Here is a 20294-nt window from a genome sequence, read left to right on the forward strand (position 1 = left end):
ACTACAGGACGCCGAAGCAACCTTCGGCCATCCAAGAATTTATGTCGTCTGCCCACAAGGCCAGTCGCAAACTTCAGGCAACCGATTCTGGTAGCCTTTCCGCCCTGGAGCAAGCCATGCAAGACCTCGATCCCGTCGAAACCCAGGAATGGCTGGACGCCCTGGAATCGGTTCTCGACAAAGAAGGCGAAGACCGTGCTCACTACCTGATGACCCGTATGGGCGAACTCGCGACCCGCAGCGGCTCGCAACTGCCCTACGCCATCACCACGCCGTATCGCAACACCATCCCGGTAACCCACGAAGCACGCATGCCTGGCGACCTGTTCATGGAACGCCGCATTCGCTCGCTGGTACGCTGGAACGCCATGGCGATGGTAATGCGCACGAACTTGAAAGATTCTGACCTGGGCGGTCACATCTCCAGCTTCGCTTCCAGCGCAACCCTGTATGACATCGGCTTCAACTACTTCTTCCAGGCCCCGACCGAAGAACATGGCGGCGACCTGATCTACTTCCAGGGCCACACCTCGCCAGGCGTCTACGCCCGTGCGTTCATGGAAGGCCGCATCACCGAAGAACAAATGAACAACTTCCGCCAGGAAGTCGACGGCCAGGGCCTCTCGTCCTATCCGCACCCTTGGCTGATGCCTGATTTCTGGCAGTTCCCGACGGTATCCATGGGCCTGGGCCCGATCCAGGCGATCTACCAGGCACGCTTCATGAAGTACCTGGAAGCCCGTGGCTTCATCCCTGAAGGCAAGCAGAAAGTCTGGTGCTTCCTGGGCGACGGCGAGTGTGACGAGCCGGAATCCCTGGGCGCCATTTCCCTGGCCGGTCGCGAGAAGCTGGACAACCTGATCTTCGTCATCAACTGCAACCTGCAGCGCCTCGACGGCCCGGTTCGCGGCAACGGCAAGATCATCCAGGAACTCGAAGGCGTGTTCCGTGGTGCTCAGTGGAACGTGACCAAAGTCATCTGGGGCCGTTTCTGGGACCCACTGCTGGCCAAGGACGTCGACGGCATCCTGCAACGCCGCATGGACGAAGTCATCGACGGCGAGTACCAGAACTACAAGGCCAAAGACGGCGCGTTCGTACGTGAACACTTCTTCAACACGCCTGAACTCAAGGCAATGGTTGCAGACCTGTCCGACGACGAGATCTGGAAACTCAACCGTGGCGGCCACGACCCGTACAAGGTTTACGCGGCGTACCACGAAGCGGTCAACCACAAAGAACAACCGACCGTCATCCTGGCCAAGACCATCAAGGGTTATGGCACCGGTGCCGGCGAAGCGAAGAACACTGCGCACAACACCAAGAAAGTCGATGTCGACAGCCTGAAGTTGTTCCGCGACCGCTTCGACATCCCGGTCAAGGACGAAGAGCTGGAGAACCTGCCGTTCTTCAAGCCGGAGCCAAACAGCGCCGAAGCCCGCTACCTCAGCGAGCGTCGCACTGCACTGGGCGGTTTCGTGCCTCAGCGCCGCGCCAAGAGCTTCAACATCCCGACTCCGCCACTGGATACCCTCAAGGCAATCCTGGACGGCTCGGGCGACCGTGAAATCTCCACCACCATGGCCTTCGTGCGGATCCTCGCGCAGCTGGTCAAGGACAAGGAAATCGGCTCGCGTATCGTGCCGATCATCCCGGACGAAGCCCGTACCTTCGGTATGGAAGGCATGTTCCGTCAGTTGGGCATCTACTCCTCCGTCGGCCAGCTCTACGAGCCAGTCGATAAAGACCAGGTGATGTTCTACAAGGAAGACAAGAAGGGCCAGATCCTCGAAGAAGGCATCAACGAAGCGGGCGCCATGAGCTCCTTCATCGCTGCCGGTACTTCGTACTCCAGCCACAACCAGCCGATGCTGCCGTTCTACATCTTCTACTCGATGTTCGGTTTCCAGCGTATTGGCGACCTGGCTTGGGCAGCAGGCGACAGCCGTACCCGTGGCTTCCTGATCGGCGGTACTGCCGGGCGGACCACGCTGAACGGCGAAGGCCTGCAACACGAAGACGGTCACAGCCACATCCTGGCGGGCACCATCCCGAACTGCCGCACCTTTGATCCAACCTACGGCTATGAGCTGGCGGTGATCATTCAGGACGGCATGAAGAAGATGACCGAAGAGCAGCAGGACGTTTTCTACTACATCACCGTCATGAACGAGTCCTACCAGCAGCCAGCCATGCCGGCCGGTGTCGAGGAAGGCATCATCAAGGGCATGTACCTGCTCGAAGAAGACACCAAGGAAGCCGCTCACCACGTGCAACTGATGGGCTCCGGCACCATCCTGCGCGAAGTGCGTGAAGCTGCAAAAATCCTGCGTGAAGAGTTCAACGTCGGTGCTGACGTATGGAGCGTTACCAGCTTCAACGAACTGCGTCGCGACGGCCTGGCCGTAGAGCGCAGCAACCGCCTGCACCCGGGCCAGAAGCCTGCGCGCACCTACGTCGAAGAGTGCCTGGCTGGCCGTAAGGGTCCGGTTATCGCCTCTACCGACTACATGAAGCTGTTTGCTGAACAAATTCGTCAGTGGGTACCGTCCAAGGAATTCAAAGTCCTGGGCACCGACGGTTTCGGCCGTAGTGACAGCCGCAAAAAGCTGCGTCACTTCTTCGAAGTCGACCGTCACTTCGTGGTGTTGGCAGCCCTGGAAGCCTTGGCTGACCGTGGTGAAATCGAACCCAAGGTGGTAGCAGACGCTATCGTCAAGTTCGGGATCAACCCGGAAAAACGCAACCCACTGGACTGCTGAGGAGACTTTCTGTGAGCGAACTCATTCGCGTACCTGACATCGGCAGCGGTGAAGGTGAAGTAATTGAACTGTTTGTGAAGGTCGGCGACACCGTCGAAGCCGACCAGAGCATCCTGACCCTGGAATCGGACAAGGCGAGCATGGAAATCCCTGCTCCCAAGGCCGGCGTGGTCAAAAGCCTGAAAGTGAAGCTGGGCGACCGCCTGAAAGAAGGCGACGAACTGCTTGAGCTGGAAATCGAAGGTGCCGCTGATGCGGCCCCTGCGGCGGCCGCTCCTGCTGCTGCCCCGGCTCCTGCCGCCGAGAAGCCTGCCGCTGCTGCCGAGGCTCCGGCGGCTGCACCTGCCGCCGAAACAGTCCAGGACATTCATGTTCCGGACATCGGTTCGTCGGGCAAGGCCAAGATCATCGAGCTGCTGGTTAAAGTCGGCGACACCGTCGAAGCCGATCAATCGCTGATCACCCTGGAGTCCGACAAGGCCTCCATGGAAATCCCTTCGCCGGCAGCCGGCGTGGTGGAAAGCATTGCCGTGAAGCTGGAAGACGAAGTCGGCACTGGTGACTTCATCCTCAAGCTGAAAGTAGCGGGCGCTTCGGCTCCTGCTGCCGCTCCGGCCGCCGCTGCTCCGGCCGCCAAGGCTGAAGCCGCACCGGCTGCCGCCGCGCCTGCACCTGCGCCTGCTGCAAAAGCCGAGGCCGCACCGGCTCCGGCGACTGCACCTGCGCCAAGCGGTGCCAAGGTTCATGCCGGCCCTGCCGTGCGCCAACTGGCCCGTGAATTCGGCGTCGAGTTGAGCGCGGTAACCGCCAGCGGTCCTCACGGTCGCGTGCTCAAGGAAGACGTGCAGGTTTACGTCAAATCCATGATGCAGAAGGCCAAGGAAGCTCCGGCTGCCGGCGCTGCTACCGGTGGCTCGGGCATTCCGCCGATCCGCACCGTCGACTTCAGCCGCTTCGGCGAAATCGAAGAAGTGCCGATGACCCGCCTGATGCAAATCGGCGCGGCCGGCCTGCACGCCAGCTGGCTGAACATCCCGCACGTGACCCAGTTCGACCAGGCCGACATCACCGACCTGGAAGCATTCCGCGTTGCGCAGAAAGCCGTGGCCGAGAAGGCCGGCGTGAAGCTGACCGTGCTGCCCCTGCTGCTCAAGGCTTGCGCACATTTGCTCAAGGAACTGCCGGACTTCAACAGTTCGCTGGCGCCAAGCGGCAAGGCGATCATTCGCAAGAAGTACGTGCACATCGGCTTTGCCGTCGACACTCCGGATGGCCTGCTGGTACCGGTCATCAAGAACGTCGACCAGAAGAGCCTGCTGCAGCTTGCCGCTGAGGCTGCTGCACTGGCTGCCAAGGCCCGCGACAAGAAGCTCACCCCGGACGACATGCAGGGCGCGTGCTTCACCATCTCCAGCCTCGGGCACATTGGCGGCACTGGCTTCACGCCAATCGTCAACGCGCCGGAAGTGGCGATCCTGGGTGTTTCCAAGGCCACTATCCAGCCTGTGTGGGACGGTAAAGCGTTCCAGCCGAAGCTGATGCTGCCACTGTCGCTGTCCTACGATCACCGTGTGATCAACGGCGCGGCTGCCGCACGCTTCACCCAGCGCCTGAGCCAGTTGCTGAACGACATCCGCACCATCCTGCTTTAAGCCACAACAGGTCTTCTGCCCATGCAGAAGACCTGGCTTCAACGATTTCCGAGCGCCACGCTCGTACCTCAACCCCGCCAATTGGCGGGGCTTTTTTTGCCTGCTTTCCAGGGAAAACCTGGACACGGAAATCGAGGTTGTACACCGCCCATCACCCCGGTTGCAGAAAACCGCTCGCTGGCCGATAACCCACTTATAGCACTTAGCCTTCATCCTCTCTTGTCAGCCTGTGCTGCATGATGCAACCTTGCCGCAGGCAACAGTAAAGAGGGCGTGAGCCCGGCGCGATGCGCATTTTTCCAAGCGAGTTTCCCCATGAAAAGCCAACCCGATGTCGCCCGTACGGCGGCCGAGGTAGTGACGCAATTACCGGTGCCTTCGCGCCTCGGTATGCTGCGTTTCGAGCGGCTTAATGAGGCTAGCTGGGCCCTGCTGTACCTCGACCCCAATTGCGAACGCCAGTTCGGCCTGCCCGCGATGGAACTGTGCGCCCTGATCGGCTCGCCCTACGCCAGCCTGATGGAGCCCCAGGCGCGCTATCAGCTGCATGATGCGATCCAGGAACAGCTGACCATCAGCCCGCATTACCTGGTGCGCTACACCCTGCACACCAACGACGGCCCGTTGAGCCTGCTGGAACTGGGTGAAGCCTACAAACAACACAATCGTCACCTGCTGCGCGGCTACCTGATGGTGGTCGACGGCCTGTTCAGTGATCTCCCACCGGCCCCTGCGGCAGACCTGGAGAGCCAGAACAGCCGCTTGCAGATTGCCCTGGAACTCAACCAGCGCGCCCAGCAGGAACAACTGCAACACCTTGAGCGGGTACGCGCCCAGCAGGAATTGATCCTGCTGCTGGCCCGCCAGCGCTACAGCACCAACAACTCGCTGCAGGAAGCCGCCGAGCTGATCACCCGCAGTGCCTGCGATATCTACCAGATCGACTGCGCGAGCATCTGGAACCTCGAAAACCAGCATCTGGTGCCGATTTCCGCTTATCACCGCGCCGATCAGCAGCACCACCTGCCAGAGTCTATCGATGCCAGTGGCTTCCCGGATTACCTGGAAGCCCTGCAAACCAGCCGTGCGATCGACGCCACCAACGCCATGCGCGACCCACGCACGCGTGAAATGGCCGAGAGCCTGCGCCCGCGGGACATCCACGCCATGCTCGACGCCAGCATCCGCGTCGATGGCAACGTGGTCGGCGTGTTGTGCCTGGAGCAAAGTGGCAGCACCCGCGTCTGGCAGTCCGACGAGATCGCCTTTGCCGGCGAGCTGGCCGACCAGTTCGCCCAGGTGATCAACAACCACAACCGCCGCACCGCCACCAGTGCCCTGCACTTGTTCCAGCGAGCCGTGGAGCAAAGCGCCAATGCGTTCCTGCTGGTCAATTGCGACGGCGTGGTGGAATACGTCAACCCCAGCTTTACCGCGATCACCCAGTACAGCACCGAAGAAGTCCACGGCCACCAGCTGTCGGAACTGCCGGCGCTGGAGAACCTCAGCGAGCTGCTGTTCGACGCACCTTCAAGCCTGGCCAAGAGCAACAGTTGGCAAGGCGAGTTCAAGAGCCGGCGCAAGAACCTCGAACCCTACTGGGGCCAGTTGTCGATCTCCAAGGTTTATGGCGATAACCGTGAGTTGACCCATTACATCGGCATCTACGAAGACATCACCCAGACCAAGCTGGCCCAGCAGCGCATCGAGCGGCTGGCCTACACCGACAACCTGACCAACCTGGGCAACCGCCCGGCGTTCATCCGCAACCTGGACGAACGCTTTGCCCGCGACAGCGACAGCCCCATCAGCCTGCTGCTGGTGGACATCGACAACTTCAAGCGGATCAACGACAGCCTCGGCCACCAGACCGGCGACAAGCTGCTGATCAGCCTGGCCCGGCGCCTGCGCAACAGCCTGACCGCCAGTGGCAGCCTGGCGCGGTTTGCCAGTAACGAATTTGCCGTGCTGCTGGACGATACCGACCTTGAAACCGGCCAGCAGGTCGCCAGCCAGTTGCTAGCCACCCTCGACAAGCCGATGTTCGTCGACAACCAGCTGATCAGCGTCACCGGCTCCGTGGGCCTCGCCTGCGCGCCGCTGCATGGCCGCGACCCGCAGACCCTGATGCGCAACGCCGGCCTGGCGCTGCACAAGGCCAAGGCCAACGGCAAACACCAGGTGCAGGTATTTACCGAAGCGCTGAATGCCGAAGCCAGCTACAAGCTGTTCGTGGAAAACAATCTGCGCCGCGCCCTGACCCAGAACGAACTGGACGTGTTCTACCAGCCCAAGCTGTGCCTGCGCAGCGGTCGTCTGCTGGGGATGGAAGCGTTGTTACGCTGGAACCATCCGGAAAAGGGCATGATCCGCCCCGATCAGTTCATCAGCGTGGCTGAAGAGACCGGGTTGATCATCCCCATCGGCAAATGGATCGCCCGCCAGGCCTGCCGCATGAGCCGACAACTGACAGCCGCCGGCATGGGCAACCTGCAAGTGGCGATCAACCTGTCGCCCAAGCAGTTTTCCGACCCGGACCTGGTGGCCTCGATTGCCACGATCCTCAAGGAAGAACAGTTGCCGGCCAACCTGCTGGAACTGGAGTTGACCGAAGGCCTGCTGCTGGAAGCCACCGAAGACACGCGCCTGCAACTGGACCAACTGAAGAGTTTCGGCTTGACCCTGGCGATGGATGACTTCGGTACCGGTTACTCGTCGCTGAGCTACCTGAAAAAATTCCCGATCGACATCATCAAGATTGATCGCAGCTTCATCCATGAAATCCCGGACAACCAGGACGACATGGAAATCACCTCGGCGGTGATCGCCATGGCCCACAACCTCAAGCTCAAGGTGGTGGCCGAAGGCATCGAGACTGCCGAGCAGCTGGCGTTCCTGCGCCGCCACCGTTGCGACGTCGGCCAGGGCTACCTGTTCGACCGGCCAATCCCGGGGGCCGAGCTGATGACGATGCTTAAACGCTACCCTCGCGGGCCAATCGCCTGACAGCGCGGTAACACTCGGGCACACTGGCAGTCTGAACTCTTACTTGTAACTCAATCTGACTGAGAGGACTGATCATGGTCTTGCGCTCGGAAATCCTGGTGAATAAAAACGTGCTTCCCACTCAAGAACAAGCTTTGCCTGGCCGTGAAACCCCGATGTCGCTGCCCGAGACGCACTTCGTCAACGGCAACCCGCTGCTGGGCCCGTTTGTCGATAACGTAGAGTTTGCGATCTTCGGCCTGGGTTGCTTCTGGGGTGCAGAGCGTCGTTTCTGGCAGCGTGACGGTGTGGTCAGCACTGTGGTGGGCTATGCCGGCGGCTACACGCCGAACCCGACGTATGAAGAAGTCTGCTCGGGCCTGACCGGCCACAGCGAAGTGGTGTTGGTGGTGTTTGACCAGGACAAGATCAGCTACGAAGAGCTGCTGAAAATGTTCTGGGAACTGCACAACCCGACCCAGGGCATGCGCCAGGGCAATGACATCGGCAGCCAGTACCGCTCGGTGATCTACGCGGTCAAGCCGGAGCACCTGGAGGCGGCGAAGGCCAGCGCAGAGGCTTATCAGGCGGAATTGACCAAGGCGGGCCTGGGCACCATCACCACCGAAATCGAAGAAGCGCCGACGGTGTATTTCGCCGAGGCGTACCACCAGCAGTACCTGGCGAAGAATCCGCAGGGTTACTGCGGAATCGGCGGCACCGGCGTGACCTGCCCGATCTGATTGCACCAGATCGTTCCCACGCTCTGCGTGGGAATGCCGCTCTGGGCGCTCCGCGTCCGCTCTGAAATTCGTGACGCAGAGCGTCACAGGATGCGTTCCCACGCAGAGCGTGGGAACGATCAGTTACTCGGCGATAAGCCAATCCATCTGCCAGCCACCCTGGGTTTGCCCAAGCTGCTTGGACAACCACGGCAGCAGCTCACGCAACTCCTCCTCCAGCCCCCACGGCGGATTGGCAATCGCCAGACCCGAACCGGTCAGGGTGTTGGGCGTGTCCAGCGGATGCACCAGCAATTCCACCCGCAGCAACTTCGGCGCACCGGTACCGGCCAGGTCCTGGTAGAAGCGGCGCAGCATGCGCTGGTCCTTCACCGGGTACCAGATCGCAGCCACCGTCTGGCGCATCCGGCTCACGGCTTCCTTGAGGGACGCGGCGCAGCGCTGCATCTCGTCGAGCTTCTCGAACGGCGGGTCTATCAACATCAACGCACGCTTTTCCGGCACCGGCAGCAATGCCCGCGGCACGTGCCAACCTTCGCCAAGGTGGACTTTCACCCGACGATCACCCTTCATGTTGTCCTTGAGCAGCAGGCCGTCTTCCGGGTGCTTTTCGTTGAGCAGCACGCGGTCCTGAGGACGAGTCAGGCGTCGCGCCAGCTCCGGCGAACCCGGGTAGTAGCGCAATTCGCCATCCGGGTTCATCTCGTGCAGCACACGCATGTAATCGGCGGTCAGCGGCGGCAGGTCGGCCTGGCCCCACAGGCGGGCGATGCCTTCCAGGTATTCACCGGTACGGTTCGCCTGGTCGCCCTGCAGGTCGTACAGACCAATGCCGGCGTGGGTGTCGAGATAGGCAAACGGCTGCTCCTTGCGCGACATCAGGGCGATGAGGCGGGTCAAGGTCAGGTGTTTGAAGACATCGGCGTGGTTGCCGGCGTGATAGGCGTGACGATAATTCATGGTTGCTCCTGCGCAGGGGGCGAAGTTTACCTTTTACGCAGGCAAAGGTGCAGGGCTGCGCGTCAGGTGGCGCTTATGCCGCAAACACAGGGGCGCTGCCGAAAATAGTCTAATTGGCGGTGCGAAAGCGGATTTATTGTGGCGAGCAATTATCCATGGAGGTCATAACAACTCATGAAAGACGCCACCATCGCTTTGCACCATGGCTTCAAGTCGGACCCGACTACCAAGGCCGTCGCCGTGCCGATCTACCAGAACGTCGCTTTCGAATTCGATAACGCCCAGCACGGCGCCGACCTGTTCAACCTCGACGTGCCCGGCAATATCTACACGCGCATCATGAACCCCACCAACGACGTGCTGGAGCAACGCATCGCGGCGCTGGAAGGCGGCATCGCGGCCCTGGCGGTGTCGGCCGGCAGCGCGGCGATCCACTACGCGATCCAGACCCTGACCCGTGCCGGTGACAACATCGTCACCACCCCGCAGCTGTACGGTGGCACCTACACCCTGTTCGCCCACTTGCTGCCGAGCTTCGGCGTTGACGTGCGCTTCGCCCGTGACGACTGCGCCGAAGCCATCGCCGAGCTGATCGATGACAACACCAAACTGGTGTACTGCGAGAGCATCGGCAACCCGGCAGGCAATATCATCGATATCGAAGCCCTGGCCAACGTCGCCCACGCCCGTGGCGTGCCGCTGATGGTGGACAACACCGTGGCCACGCCAATCCTGTGCAAGCCGATCCAGTTCGGCGCGGACATCGTCGTGCATTCGGTGACCAAATACGTGGGCGGCCACGGCAACTCGCTGGGTGGCGTGATCGTCGACAGCGGCACCTTTCCCTGGACCCAGTACCCGGAGAAATTCCCCGGCCTCAACCAGCCGGAGCCGGCCTATCACGGTGTGGTCTACACCGAAAAATTCGGCCCGGCGGCGTTCATTGCCCGCGCCCGTACCGTGCCGCTGCGCAACACCGGCGCGGCCCTGGCGCCGATGAATGCATTCCTGCTGCTGCAAGGCCTGGAAACCCTGGCCCTGCGCATGGAGCGCCACACCGAAAACGCCTTGAAGATTGCCCACTTCCTGCAAGACCACGCACTGGTGGAGTGGGTCAGCTACGCCGGCCTGCCGGATCACCCCCACCATCACCTGGCGCAGAAATACATGCAGGGCAAACCGTCGGCGATTCTGTCCTTCGGCCTGAAGGGTGGTTATGAGGCGGGCGTGCGTTTCTACGATTCGCTGCAGATCTTCAAGCGCCTGGTGAACATTGGCGATGCCAAGTCCCTGGCCTGCCACCCGGCGTCCACCACCCATCGCCAGATGAATGAACAGGAGCAGGCGAAGGCCGGGGTGAAGCCGGAGATGATTCGCCTGTCTGTCGGCATTGAGGCGATTGAGGACCTGATCGAAGACTTGCAGCAGTCGCTGGCCTCAACCCAGCTCTGAGGCCAGCCAGGCGGCCAGCGCCTGATGGCTGACATCCGGCCGGCGCACGAAGTAGGCGACCTTGTGCTTCAAGGTCGCCGGCACAAAGGCGCTGTATAGGTCCGGGCGCTGTTCTTCCAGCCATTGCAACAGGTTGTCCACCTGCGTAACGCTCGATTGCTCACCCAGGTGCTGGAGAACATGCGGCGGCACTTGCCACCATGGGCCGGGCTTTGCCGCTCCCGCTGCCGTAACCGCTACCTCATGCTGGCGACCATTGATCCAGTAGCGACTGAACACCGGGAGCAACTCCTTTGCCTGTGGCCCCAGCGCCTGCAACACAGGCAGGACATAAGCACCGTCCCAGAAGCGAAAGAACACCGCCGGCCCTTCCGGCAACAGTACCTTGGTCAGGCTGCGCAGATGCTCGACGACGGTGTGCAAGGAACAGGACGACACCGCCAGCCAACCCCAGTCGATACCTTCGCATTCGGCGGCCCATTTCAGAAAAGCGCTGTCCACGGCGACCACCGCGACGTAGGGCATGACCTCCTCCCACGCTGCATACTCGCTACCCGCCCAGATGGGGCTAAGTGCACGTCCGTCGGTACGCCGCCACGCATCGAGCGGCTTGCAGTCGCTGGCATTGCCCATCACCACAAACAACTGCTCGCCCGCCTGCAACGGCGCAGCCTCAAGCCACTGCCCGGGAGAAATCATGGCGCACCCGCGGGCAGTGATGTATTGCGATGCAGGGGCGTATTGCACACGCCATTCCTGCAGCGCTCGCACTCTTCGCAAAAGGGTGCGCTGCGCTTCAGGCTTAACACCTGGACGGCACTCAACGGTGCAGGTATTACCGCCAGCAACTTTTCCTGCAGCCCCGGCGTCAGCGGCGCTCCCGCCGGTGACGGGGCGCCGCCAAGCTGGATTTGCGTGCTGCTGAAAATCCCGCCCGCCGAAACGTTGATCCACTGCCCACCGGCCTGGAGGGTCACGCTGGCACCCGCATCAATAACGACGTTTTGCCCGGCACCGATGTGAATGGTCAACCCGGCACGTACCTGCTGGGAGCCCGCGACCATCAGGTGATCGTCCTGCTTGAGTTCGGTCAGGCGGTTGCCGTGGGTGGTGCGCTGTTCTTCGCCCTGAAGCTCGTGACGATCAAGGCCTTTGACGATCACATCGCGCTGGTTGTCGACCTGCACGTGCTGGTCGTGCAGTACATGCTGGGTCCAGTTGCGCTGGGCGCGCAGGTAGATTTCCTCGGCACCCTTGCGGTCCTCGATGCGCAGCTCGTTGTAGCCACCGCCGCCGGGGCTGGTCTGGCTACGGAAGATGCTGCGGGTCTTGTCGGCTGGCAGGTCCAGCGGCACCGGCGTGGCGGCATTGGCCAGGCAACCGACCACCAGCGGCGTGTCGGCGTCGCCGTCGACGAAACCCACCAGCACCTCCATGCCCACCCGCGGGATCAACACCGAGCCGTAGTGCTCATGGGCCCAGCCACTGGCCACCCGCAGCCAGCAACTGGAATGTTCGTCGTGCTCCCCGGCGCGATCCCAGGCCATCTGCACCTTGACCCGGCCATACTCGTCACAATGGATCTCGCTGCCTGCCGGCCCTGTAACCACTGCGTTTTGATAGCCAGACACCGGCGGTCGCGATACCAGCAGCGGTGTTCGAAACGGCACCTCCCATGGCGTTACGACAAAGTGATTGCTGTAGCCCTGAGCCGATTCATCACCTGAGGCGTCGATGGCCGACTCCTCCAGCACCTGAGGCTGGCGCCCTGCATGCGTCACCTGGGTGACCAGCCACAAATCATTCCATTCCTGGCGAGGATGCCCTTCCATCCTCAGGAACTGCCCGCTGACCAGGGACGGCTGGTCGCTATGGCCACTGGCCTGGCGAAAGTCACCGCGATGGCGCTCCAACCTACGTTGCGCCAGGTATTTACCATGAGCGCGATCCGTAAAATTCCCGGGATAACACTGTTCCTCCAGCATGGGACGCTGGCCGCCGGACACCGTGCTTTCCAAGGTCAGGCGTGGCTTTCTGAAGTCGTAGTCCCGCAGATTCACATCGCTGGTACGGGTCTGCAACCGCAGGGTAAAACGCTTGATCACCGGCGTGTCGGCAACCATCCCCGAACCCGCCGCGTATTGAGTGGCTTGCTCAGGCTGGGCGAACACGCTCTGGTCATCGCCGAACACCAAAAGGTGGCGCTCGGGGTGGTGCTGGAAGTGGTAGTGAATGCCCGACTCGGCGCACAAGCGCTGGATGAACGCCAGATCGGTTTCGCCAAACTGAACGCAGTACTCACGCTCGGGGTACACCCCGCTCAGTTGAAACGAGAAGGCATCCGCCTGGATACCCTGCCCTTCCAGCACCAGTGCAATGATCTGCGGCACCGTCCGGTTCTGGAAAATCCGCTGGTGAGCGCTGTGCTCAAGATAAGCCAACTGCGGAACCAGCGTGATCTGATAACGCGTCAGGCGCTTGCCCGAGTCGCCTTGCGCCACCCGATAGACCTGGCCATGAATACCATGGCCATGCGCATCAAACCCCAGGAACGCCTGGCGATGCATCAAGCTTTCCAGGTCAAGGTCGGGTTGCTCGCTGACCAGTTCAAGGTCAAAACGATAGGGCAGGCTGACGAATTCATCGCCCGTGAACTCACGTACCTTGAGATCACTGGGCACACCGTCGAGGGTCAGGCTAAAGGCACTTTGATTGGCAGGAGCGAACATCCGGTGTTTCTCTGCGAGTAGTGGGTGGCCGATTCTGCACCAGCTGTTTGCCGAGCTGAGTGCGCTGCAGGCAAATCAGTAAATCCCTACATCGCAGGCGCTTTAATCTTCATGTATCAGGCATCGAAGCCCTACCACCAGCGTGCTAGCGTATTCGTCCCCCGTCGCCCCATGACAATGGAAAAAACATGGCCACCCGCTACGCAAAAATCGTCCTGACCCTTGCCCTGGCAGCCTTCGCCACACTCGTGGCCTTCAGCAACATCACCGACTACGGCTCCAACTTTGCCTTCGTCAAACATGTGCTGAGCATGGACACCACCTTCCCCGGCAACGCCGCGATGTATCGCGCCATCACCACCCCATGGCTGTGGCACGGTGCATATTGGCTGATCATCGCCGGTGAAGCCCTGACGGCCGTGCTGCTGGCGCGTGGAGCACTGGCCTTGTGGCGGGCTCGTCGTGCCACAGGTATCGACTTCAATCGCGCCAAGAAAAGCGCAATCGTCGGGCTGACCCTGGGTTTTGTGGTGTGGTTCTTCGGCTTTATGGTGATCGGCGGCGAGTGGTTCCTGATGTGGCAATCCCATCAGTGGAACGGCCAGGAAGCGGCGTTCAAGTTCTATATGGCGATCCTGGGTGTGCTGATTTTTCTCAACCAGCCGGACACTGACCACGACTGAAAAACCACGAATTCAAAATCGGTGGATGCCCTTTCACAAACTACTGTCAGATAGCTGACGGTAGTTTGTAGCCCTTTTCCCAAAGTATAAAAACCGCCTCACATTCAACGCTCACAGCCACCAGGCGAGCCCTTAAATTGGCCGTTTACTTCAGTGATCATCTGAATCTGTGAAAACAACACTGCGAGATCTGGAAGGCAAAAAAACGGCCCGTCATCCAAAAGATGCGGGCCGTTTTCACTTCAGCGGGCATTCAAGCCCCCGCCGATTACTTGTTGAGGTTGTAATCCGCCTCGGCTGCGTCAAACCGCTGAAGCATGCCAGCCGTCGGAGCGCCCAGCTTGCTCACGAAGTAGATCGCCAGGCTGGCGAAGATGAAGCCCGGGATGATTTCGTACAGGCCAAACAGGCTGAAGTGCTTCCACACGATCACGGTGATCGCACCCACCAGGATGCCGGCCAATGCGCCATTACGCGTCATGCCTTTCCACAGTACGGAGATCAGTACCACAGGACCGAACGCAGCACCGAAACCGGCCCAGGCGTAGCTCACCAGGCCCAGTACGCGGTTTTCCGGGTTGGCGGCCATGGCGATGGCAATCAGCGCCACCAACAGCACCATGGCGCGACCGACCCATACCAGCTCGACCTGGGAGGCGTTTTTACGCAGGAAGGTTTTGTAGAAGTCTTCGGTGAGGGCACTGGAGCACACCAACAACTGGCAGCTCAGGGTGCTCATTACCGCCGCCAGGATGGCCGACAGCAACACACCGGCAATCCATGGGTTGAACAGCAGCTTGGCCAGTTCGATGAACACACGCTCGTGGTTCTCGGTCACGGGACCGGCGACTTCCGGGTGCGCCGAGAAGTAGGCGATACCGAAGAAGCCCACCGCCACGGTGCCGCCCAGGCACAGGATCATCCAGGTCATGGAGATGCGACGTGCGTTGGCAATCGATTTCACCGAATCCGCCGCCATGAAACGCGCGAGGATGTGCGGCTGGCCGAAGTAACCCAGGCCCCAGCCCATCAGCGAAATGATGCCGATGAAGGTGGTGTTTTTCAGCATGTTGAAGTTGTCAGGGTTCTGCGCTTCGATCGCCAGGAAGGTGGTGTCGACGCCACCGGTGGCCAGCAGCACGATGATCGGGGTCAGCAACAAGGCGAAGATCATCAGCGTGGCTTGCACGGTGTCGGTCCAGCTCACGGCCAGGAAACCACCGACGAAGGTGTAGGCAATGGTTGCGGCAGCACCGGCCCACAGCGCGGTCTCGTAGGACATGCCGAAGGTGCTTTCAAACAGACGGGCGCCAGCCACGATGCCGGAAGCGCAGTAGATGGTGAAGAACACCAGGATCACCACCGCAGAGATGATTCGCAGCAGGCCGCTTTTATCTTCGAAACGGCTGGAGAAGTAATCCGGCAGGGTCAGGGCGTCGCCGTTGTGCTCGGTCTGCACCCGCAGGCGGCCGGCTACAAACAGCCAGTTCAGGTAGGCACCGACGATCAGGCCGATGGCGATCCAGCTTTCCGACAGGCCAGACATGTAGATCGCGCCGGGCAAGCCCATCAGCAACCAGCCGCTCATGTCCGAGGCACCGGCCGAAAGCGCGGTAACCACGCTGCCGAGGCTGCGACCGCCGAGGATGTAGTCGGAAAGGTTGTTGGTGGAGCGATAGGCCATAAAGCCGATCAGCACCATGGCAGCGATATAGATCACAAATGTGATCAGGGTAGGATTACTTACGCTCATTGAGTTACGCCCTGGCTTTGTTTTTATGTAGCGGCGGTCTGTCCGGACGGCCATCCACTTTGCTAGTGGATAGACGAAGCCTGGCGCCGCGCATTTATGACTGACGTTTCCCCAGGAAAGCCATCAGCCGATGAACCGTCAGTAAGAGGTTGCACCTTGGGCGCGAATGCTATTCAACAAAGCAAATAAGGTGCAACCAGTTTCTTGAGAATAAGTTGCACCTTGATGTATTTTGCGAAAAACACCGTGTTTTTGCTCCTTTTCGGAGCAAGAGCAGCCAAAGTCAGAAGCAAATGCACCAAGGCGCAGCCGATTCGGCTGCGGCGATAATTTTTCCCGATCAGCATCAAAAATTTCATGGATAAAAAGGGTTGCACCCGGTTGCACCTCTCTCGGCGCAAAGCTAATCTTGCCGCCAGCTGATGCCACGCAGTAGTGGCACCCATGAGGATAAAAAGATGGCTACGACCACCCTTGGGGTCAAACTTGACGACCCGACCCGCGAGCGCCTGAAGGCGGCCGCGACCTCCATTGATCGCACGCCGCACTGGCTGATCAAGCAGGCGATTTTCAATTACCTGGAGAAACTCGAGGGTGGTGCAACCCTGGCCGAGCTCAACGGCCTGGGCAGCAAGGACGCGGAAGAAGCCGGCGAGGTCCAGACCGACCACGCCCACCAGTGCTTCCTGGAATTTGCCGAAAGCATCCTGCCGCAATCCGTACTGCGCGCCTCGATCACCGCCGCCTACCGTCGCCCGGAGCCGGAAGTGGTGCCGATGCTGATCGAGCAGGCTCGCTTGCCCGCGGCAATGGCCGAGGCCACCAACAAGCTCGCCTCTTCGATCGCCGAGAAACTGCGCAATCAGAAAAGCGCCGGCGGCCGTGCAGGCATCGTCCAGGGCCTGCTGCAAGAATTTTCCCTGTCGTCCCAGGAAGGCGTAGCGCTGATGTGCCTCGCCGAAGCGCTGCTGCGCATCCCGGACAAGGGCACCCGCGACGCACTGATCCGCGACAAGATCAGCACCGGCAACTGGCACCCGCACCTGGGCAACAGCCCGTCGCTGTTCGTCAACGCCGCCACCTGGGGCCTGTTGCTGACCGGCAAACTGGTCGCCACCCACAACGAAGCCGGCCTGACCTCGTCCCTGAGCCGCATCATCGGCAAGAGCGGCGAGCCGATGATCCGCAAGGGCGTCGACATGGCCATGCGCCTGATGGGCGAGCAGTTCGTCACCGGCGAAACCATCGCCGAAGCCCTGGCCAATGCGAGCAAGTTCGAAGCCAAGGGCTTCCGCTATTCCTACGACATGCTCGGTGAAGCCGCACTCACCGAACATGACGCCCAGAAGTACCTGGCCTCGTACGAACAAGCCATCCACTCGATCGGCAAGGCGTCCCACGGTCGCGGGATTTATGAAGGCCCGGGCATTTCCATCAAGCTCTCGGCCCTGCACCCGCGTTACAGCCGTGCGCAGTACGAGCGGGTGATGGACGAGTTGTACCCGCGCCTGCTGTCGCTGACCCTGCTGGCCAAGCAGTACGACATCGGCCTGAACATCGACGCCGAAGAAGCCGACCGCCTGGAGCTGTCCCTCGACCTGCTGGAACGCCTGTGCTTCGAGCCGCAACTGACCGGCTGGAACGGCATCGGTTTCGTGATCCAGGCTTACCAGAAGCGGTGCCCGTATGTGATCGACTACGTGATCGACCTGGCGCGCCGCAGCCGCCACCGCCTGATGATCCGCCTGGTAAAAGGCGCGTACTGGGACAGCGAAATCAAGCGCGCCCAGGTCGAAGGCCTGGAAGGCTATCCGGTGTACACCCGCAAGGTGTACACCGACGTTTCCTACATTGCCTGCGCACGCAAACTGCTTTCGGTACCGGAAGTTATCTACCCGCAGTTCGCTACCCACAACGCCCACACCCTGTCGGCGATCTACCACATCGCCGGTCAGAACTATTACCCCGGCCAGTACGAGTTCCAATGCCTGCACGGCATGGGCGAGCCTCTGTACGAGCAGGTTGTAGGCAAGGTCTCCGAAGGCAAGCTGAACCGTCCGTGCCGCGTGTACGCACCCGTCGGCACCCACGAAACACTGCTGGCTTACCTGGTGCGTCGCTTGCTGGAAAACGGCGCCAACACCTCGTTCGTCAACCGTATTGCCGACCAATCCATCTCGATCCAGGAGCTGGTGGCCGATCCAGTGGCCAGCATCGAGCAGATGGCGACGCTGGAAGGCGGCTTCGGCCTGCCGCACCCGCGTATCCCTCTGCCCCGCGACCTGTATGGTGCCGAGCGCGCCAACTCCGCCGGTATCGACCTGGCCAACGAACACCGCCTGGCGTCGCTGTCCTGCGCCTTGCTGGCTACCGCGCATAACAACTGGAAATCCGCGCCGATGCTCGGTTGCGCTTCCAGCAATGAAGCGGCTGCACCGGTGTTGAACCCGTCGGATCTGCGTGACGTGGTTGGCCACGTACAGGAAGCAACTGTCGAAGACGTCGACAACGCCATCCAGTGCGCCCTGAACGCTGCGCCAATCTGGCAGGCCACCCCGCCCGCCGAACGCGCCGCGATCCTGGAACGTGCCGCCGATTTGATGGAAGGCGAGATCCAGCCGCTGATGGGCCTGCTGGCCCGCGAAGCCGGCAAGACCTTCGCCAACGCCATCGCCGAAGTGCGTGAAGCCGTGGACTTCCTGCGTTACTACGCGGTGCAGGCTCGCAACGATTTCACCAACGACGCTCACCGCCCGCTGGGTCCGGTGGTGTGCATCAGCCCGTGGAACTTCCCGCTGGCGATCTTCAGTGGCCAGGTCGCCGCTGCACTGGCCGCCGGCAACCCGGTACTGGCCAAGCCTGCCGAGCAAACACCGCTGGTGGCCGCACAAGCCGTGCGCCTGCTGCTGGAAGCCGGGATTCCGGAAGGCGTGCTGCAACTGCTGCCGGGCCAGGGCGAAACCGTCGGTGCGCGCCTGGTGGGTGATGATCGCGTCAAGGGCGTGATGTTCACCGGTTCCACCGAGGTTGCGCGCTTGCTGCAACGCAGTGTCGCCGGCCGTCTGGATGCACAGGGTCGTCCGATTCCGCTGATCGCCGAAACCGGTGGCCAGAACGCAATGATCGTCGACTCCTCAGCACTCACCGAACAAGTGGTGATCGACGTAGTGTCGTCGGCCTTCGACAGTGCCGGCCAACGTTGCTCGGCCCTGCGCGTACTGTGCTTGCAGGAAGATTCCGCTGACCGCGTCATCGAAATGCTTAAAGGTGCCATGGCTGAATGCCGCCTCGGCAACCCGGAGCGCCTGTCGGTGGATATCGGCCCGGTGATCGACGCCGAAGCCAAGGCTGGCATCGAGAAACATATCCAGGCCATGCGCGACAAAGGCCGCAACGTTTACCAGGTCGCGATTGCCGATAGCGAAGAGATCAAGCGCGGTACCTTCGTGATGCCAACCCTGATCGAACTGGAAAGCTTCGACGAACTGCAACGGGAGATCTTCGGCCCGGTGCTGCACGTGGTGCGCTACAAGCGCAAAGAGATCGACCAGCTTATCGGCCAGATCAATGCCTCCGGCTATGGCCTGACCCTGGGCGTGCACACCCGCATCGACGAGACCATCGCCAAGGTGATCGACAACGTCCATGCCGGTAACGTCTACGTTAACCGCAACATCGTGGGTGCCGTGGTCGGTGTGCAGCCGTTCGGTGGCGAAGGCTTGTCGGGCACTGGCCCGAAAGCTGGCGGCCCGCTGTATCTGTACCGTTTGCTGTCGACCCGTCCTACGGACGCCATCGAGCAATCCTTCGTCCGTGGTGATGCACTGGCCGCACCGGATGTTCGCCTGCGGGATGCCATGAGCAAGCCGCTGACCGCCCTGAAAGCCTGGGCCGACAGCAGCAAGCTCAGCGACTTGAGCGCCCTGTGCGTGCAGTTCGCCGCGCAATCCCAAAGCGGTATCACCCGCCAACTGGCCGGCCCGACCGGCGAGCGCAACAGCTACGCCATCCTGCCCCGCGAGCACGTGTTGTGCCTGGCGGAAGTGGAAGGCGACCTGCTGACGCAACTGGCGGCCGTGCTGGCAGTCGGCGGCTCGGCGGTATGGCCGGAAACTGAATTGACCAAGGCCGTGTTCGCACGCTTGCCGAAGGATATTCAGGCGAAGATCACGCGGGTGGCTGACTGGACCAAGGATGAAACCGTGTTTGATGCCGTGCTGCATCACGGTGATTCCGACCAACTGCGCGGGGTTTGCCAGCAAGTGGCCAAGCGTGGCGGGGCGATTGTCGGGGTTCACGGTTTGTCTTCGGGCGAAACCGGGATTGCCCTGGAGCGCCTGGTGATCGAGCGGGCGTTGAGCGTCAACACTGCTGCTGCGGGCGGCAACGCCAGCCTGATGACCATCGGCTAACTGAAGAAACGCGGTAAAACTGTGGGAGCGGGCTTGCTCGCGAATGCGGAGTGTCAGTCACCGGAGGTACTGACTGATCCACCGCATTCGCGAGCAAGCCCGCTCCCACATTGACCGCGTTCCACCTTCGAGCCGCGTTTTGCCCCTCCATCACCCAGATCAA

At 61.2% G+C, this 20294-nt stretch carries 12 protein-coding genes; 7 read left to right on the top strand and 5 right to left on the bottom strand.

What is annotated here, in order from left to right; genetic code table 11:
* Window positions 1-116: 116 nt before the first annotated feature.
* The 4 genes from aceE (at window position 117) to msrA (ending at window position 8142) form a co-directional block, all read left to right on the top strand.
* A complete protein-coding gene (gene aceE / locus HX824_RS16200) occupies window positions 117-2762 on the top strand; it encodes a pyruvate dehydrogenase (acetyl-transferring), homodimeric type (RefSeq protein WP_003209439.1) in 2646 nt (881 codons plus the stop codon).
* An 11-nt stretch (window positions 2763-2773) separates the two neighbouring features.
* Window positions 2774-4414 (top strand): dihydrolipoyllysine-residue acetyltransferase, encoded by a 1641-nt coding sequence (gene aceF / locus HX824_RS16205; RefSeq protein ID WP_177054800.1) that lies wholly within the window; start codon window positions 2774-2776, stop codon window positions 4412-4414.
* Between the two features lie 315 nt (window positions 4415-4729).
* On the top strand, window positions 4730-7420 hold the full coding sequence (locus tag HX824_RS16210; RefSeq protein WP_003209437.1) for a bifunctional diguanylate cyclase/phosphodiesterase: 2691 nt from the start codon (window positions 4730-4732) through the stop codon (window positions 7418-7420).
* Between the two features lie 74 nt (window positions 7421-7494).
* Window positions 7495-8142 (top strand): peptide-methionine (S)-S-oxide reductase MsrA, encoded by a 648-nt coding sequence (msrA, locus tag HX824_RS16215; RefSeq protein ID WP_003209436.1) that lies wholly within the window; start codon window positions 7495-7497, stop codon window positions 8140-8142.
* A 123-nt stretch (window positions 8143-8265) separates the two neighbouring features.
* Here the strand turns inward: msrA and HX824_RS16220 are convergent, their stop codons facing one another.
* Window positions 8266-9102, bottom strand: coding sequence for a 23S rRNA (adenine(2030)-N(6))-methyltransferase RlmJ (locus HX824_RS16220; protein ID WP_003209435.1), 837 nt, complete (start codon window positions 9100-9102; stop codon window positions 8266-8268).
* A 174-nt stretch (window positions 9103-9276) separates the two neighbouring features.
* On the opposite strand from HX824_RS16220, the gene HX824_RS16225 reads away from it, so the two are divergent.
* Window positions 9277-10554 (top strand): O-acetylhomoserine aminocarboxypropyltransferase/cysteine synthase family protein, encoded by a 1278-nt coding sequence (locus tag HX824_RS16225; protein ID WP_008439168.1) that lies wholly within the window; start codon window positions 9277-9279, stop codon window positions 10552-10554.
* Here the strand turns inward: HX824_RS16225 and HX824_RS16230 are convergent.
* Complete coding sequence (locus HX824_RS16230) at window positions 10540-11253, bottom strand: DUF4123 domain-containing protein (RefSeq protein ID WP_023659354.1); 714 nt, start codon at window positions 11251-11253, stop codon at window positions 10540-10542. The genes HX824_RS16225 and HX824_RS16230 overlap by 15 nt on opposite strands.
* On the bottom strand, window positions 11250-13283 hold the full coding sequence (locus HX824_RS16235) for a type VI secretion system tip protein VgrG (RefSeq protein WP_177054801.1): 2034 nt from the start codon (window positions 13281-13283) through the stop codon (window positions 11250-11252). The genes HX824_RS16230 and HX824_RS16235 overlap by 4 nt, the downstream gene beginning before the upstream one ends.
* 188 nt (window positions 13284-13471) lie before the next feature.
* On the opposite strand from HX824_RS16235, the gene HX824_RS16240 reads away from it, so the two are divergent.
* Window positions 13472-13966, top strand: coding sequence for a DUF2165 family protein (locus HX824_RS16240; protein WP_008439179.1), 495 nt, complete (start codon window positions 13472-13474; stop codon window positions 13964-13966).
* A 268-nt stretch (window positions 13967-14234) separates the two neighbouring features.
* Here the strand turns inward: HX824_RS16240 and putP are convergent, their stop codons facing one another.
* A complete protein-coding gene (putP, locus tag HX824_RS16245) occupies window positions 14235-15719 on the bottom strand; it encodes a sodium/proline symporter PutP (RefSeq protein ID WP_003209422.1) in 1485 nt (494 codons plus the stop codon).
* Between the two features lie 138 nt (window positions 15720-15857).
* Window positions 15858-16148, bottom strand: a complete 291-nt coding sequence (locus HX824_RS16250; RefSeq protein WP_158213528.1) for a hypothetical protein — start codon at window positions 16146-16148, stop codon at window positions 15858-15860.
* A gap of 29 nt (window positions 16149-16177) precedes the next feature.
* On the opposite strand from HX824_RS16250, the gene putA reads away from it, so the two are divergent.
* Entirely contained in the window at window positions 16178-20131 is a 3954-nt protein-coding gene (gene putA, locus HX824_RS16255) for a trifunctional transcriptional regulator/proline dehydrogenase/L-glutamate gamma-semialdehyde dehydrogenase (protein ID WP_008439180.1), read from the top strand.
* Window positions 20132-20294 lie beyond the last annotated feature (163 nt).

The organism is Pseudomonas sp. D4002, assembly GCF_013385665.1.
Classification (GTDB): domain Bacteria; phylum Pseudomonadota; class Gammaproteobacteria; order Pseudomonadales; family Pseudomonadaceae; genus Aquipseudomonas.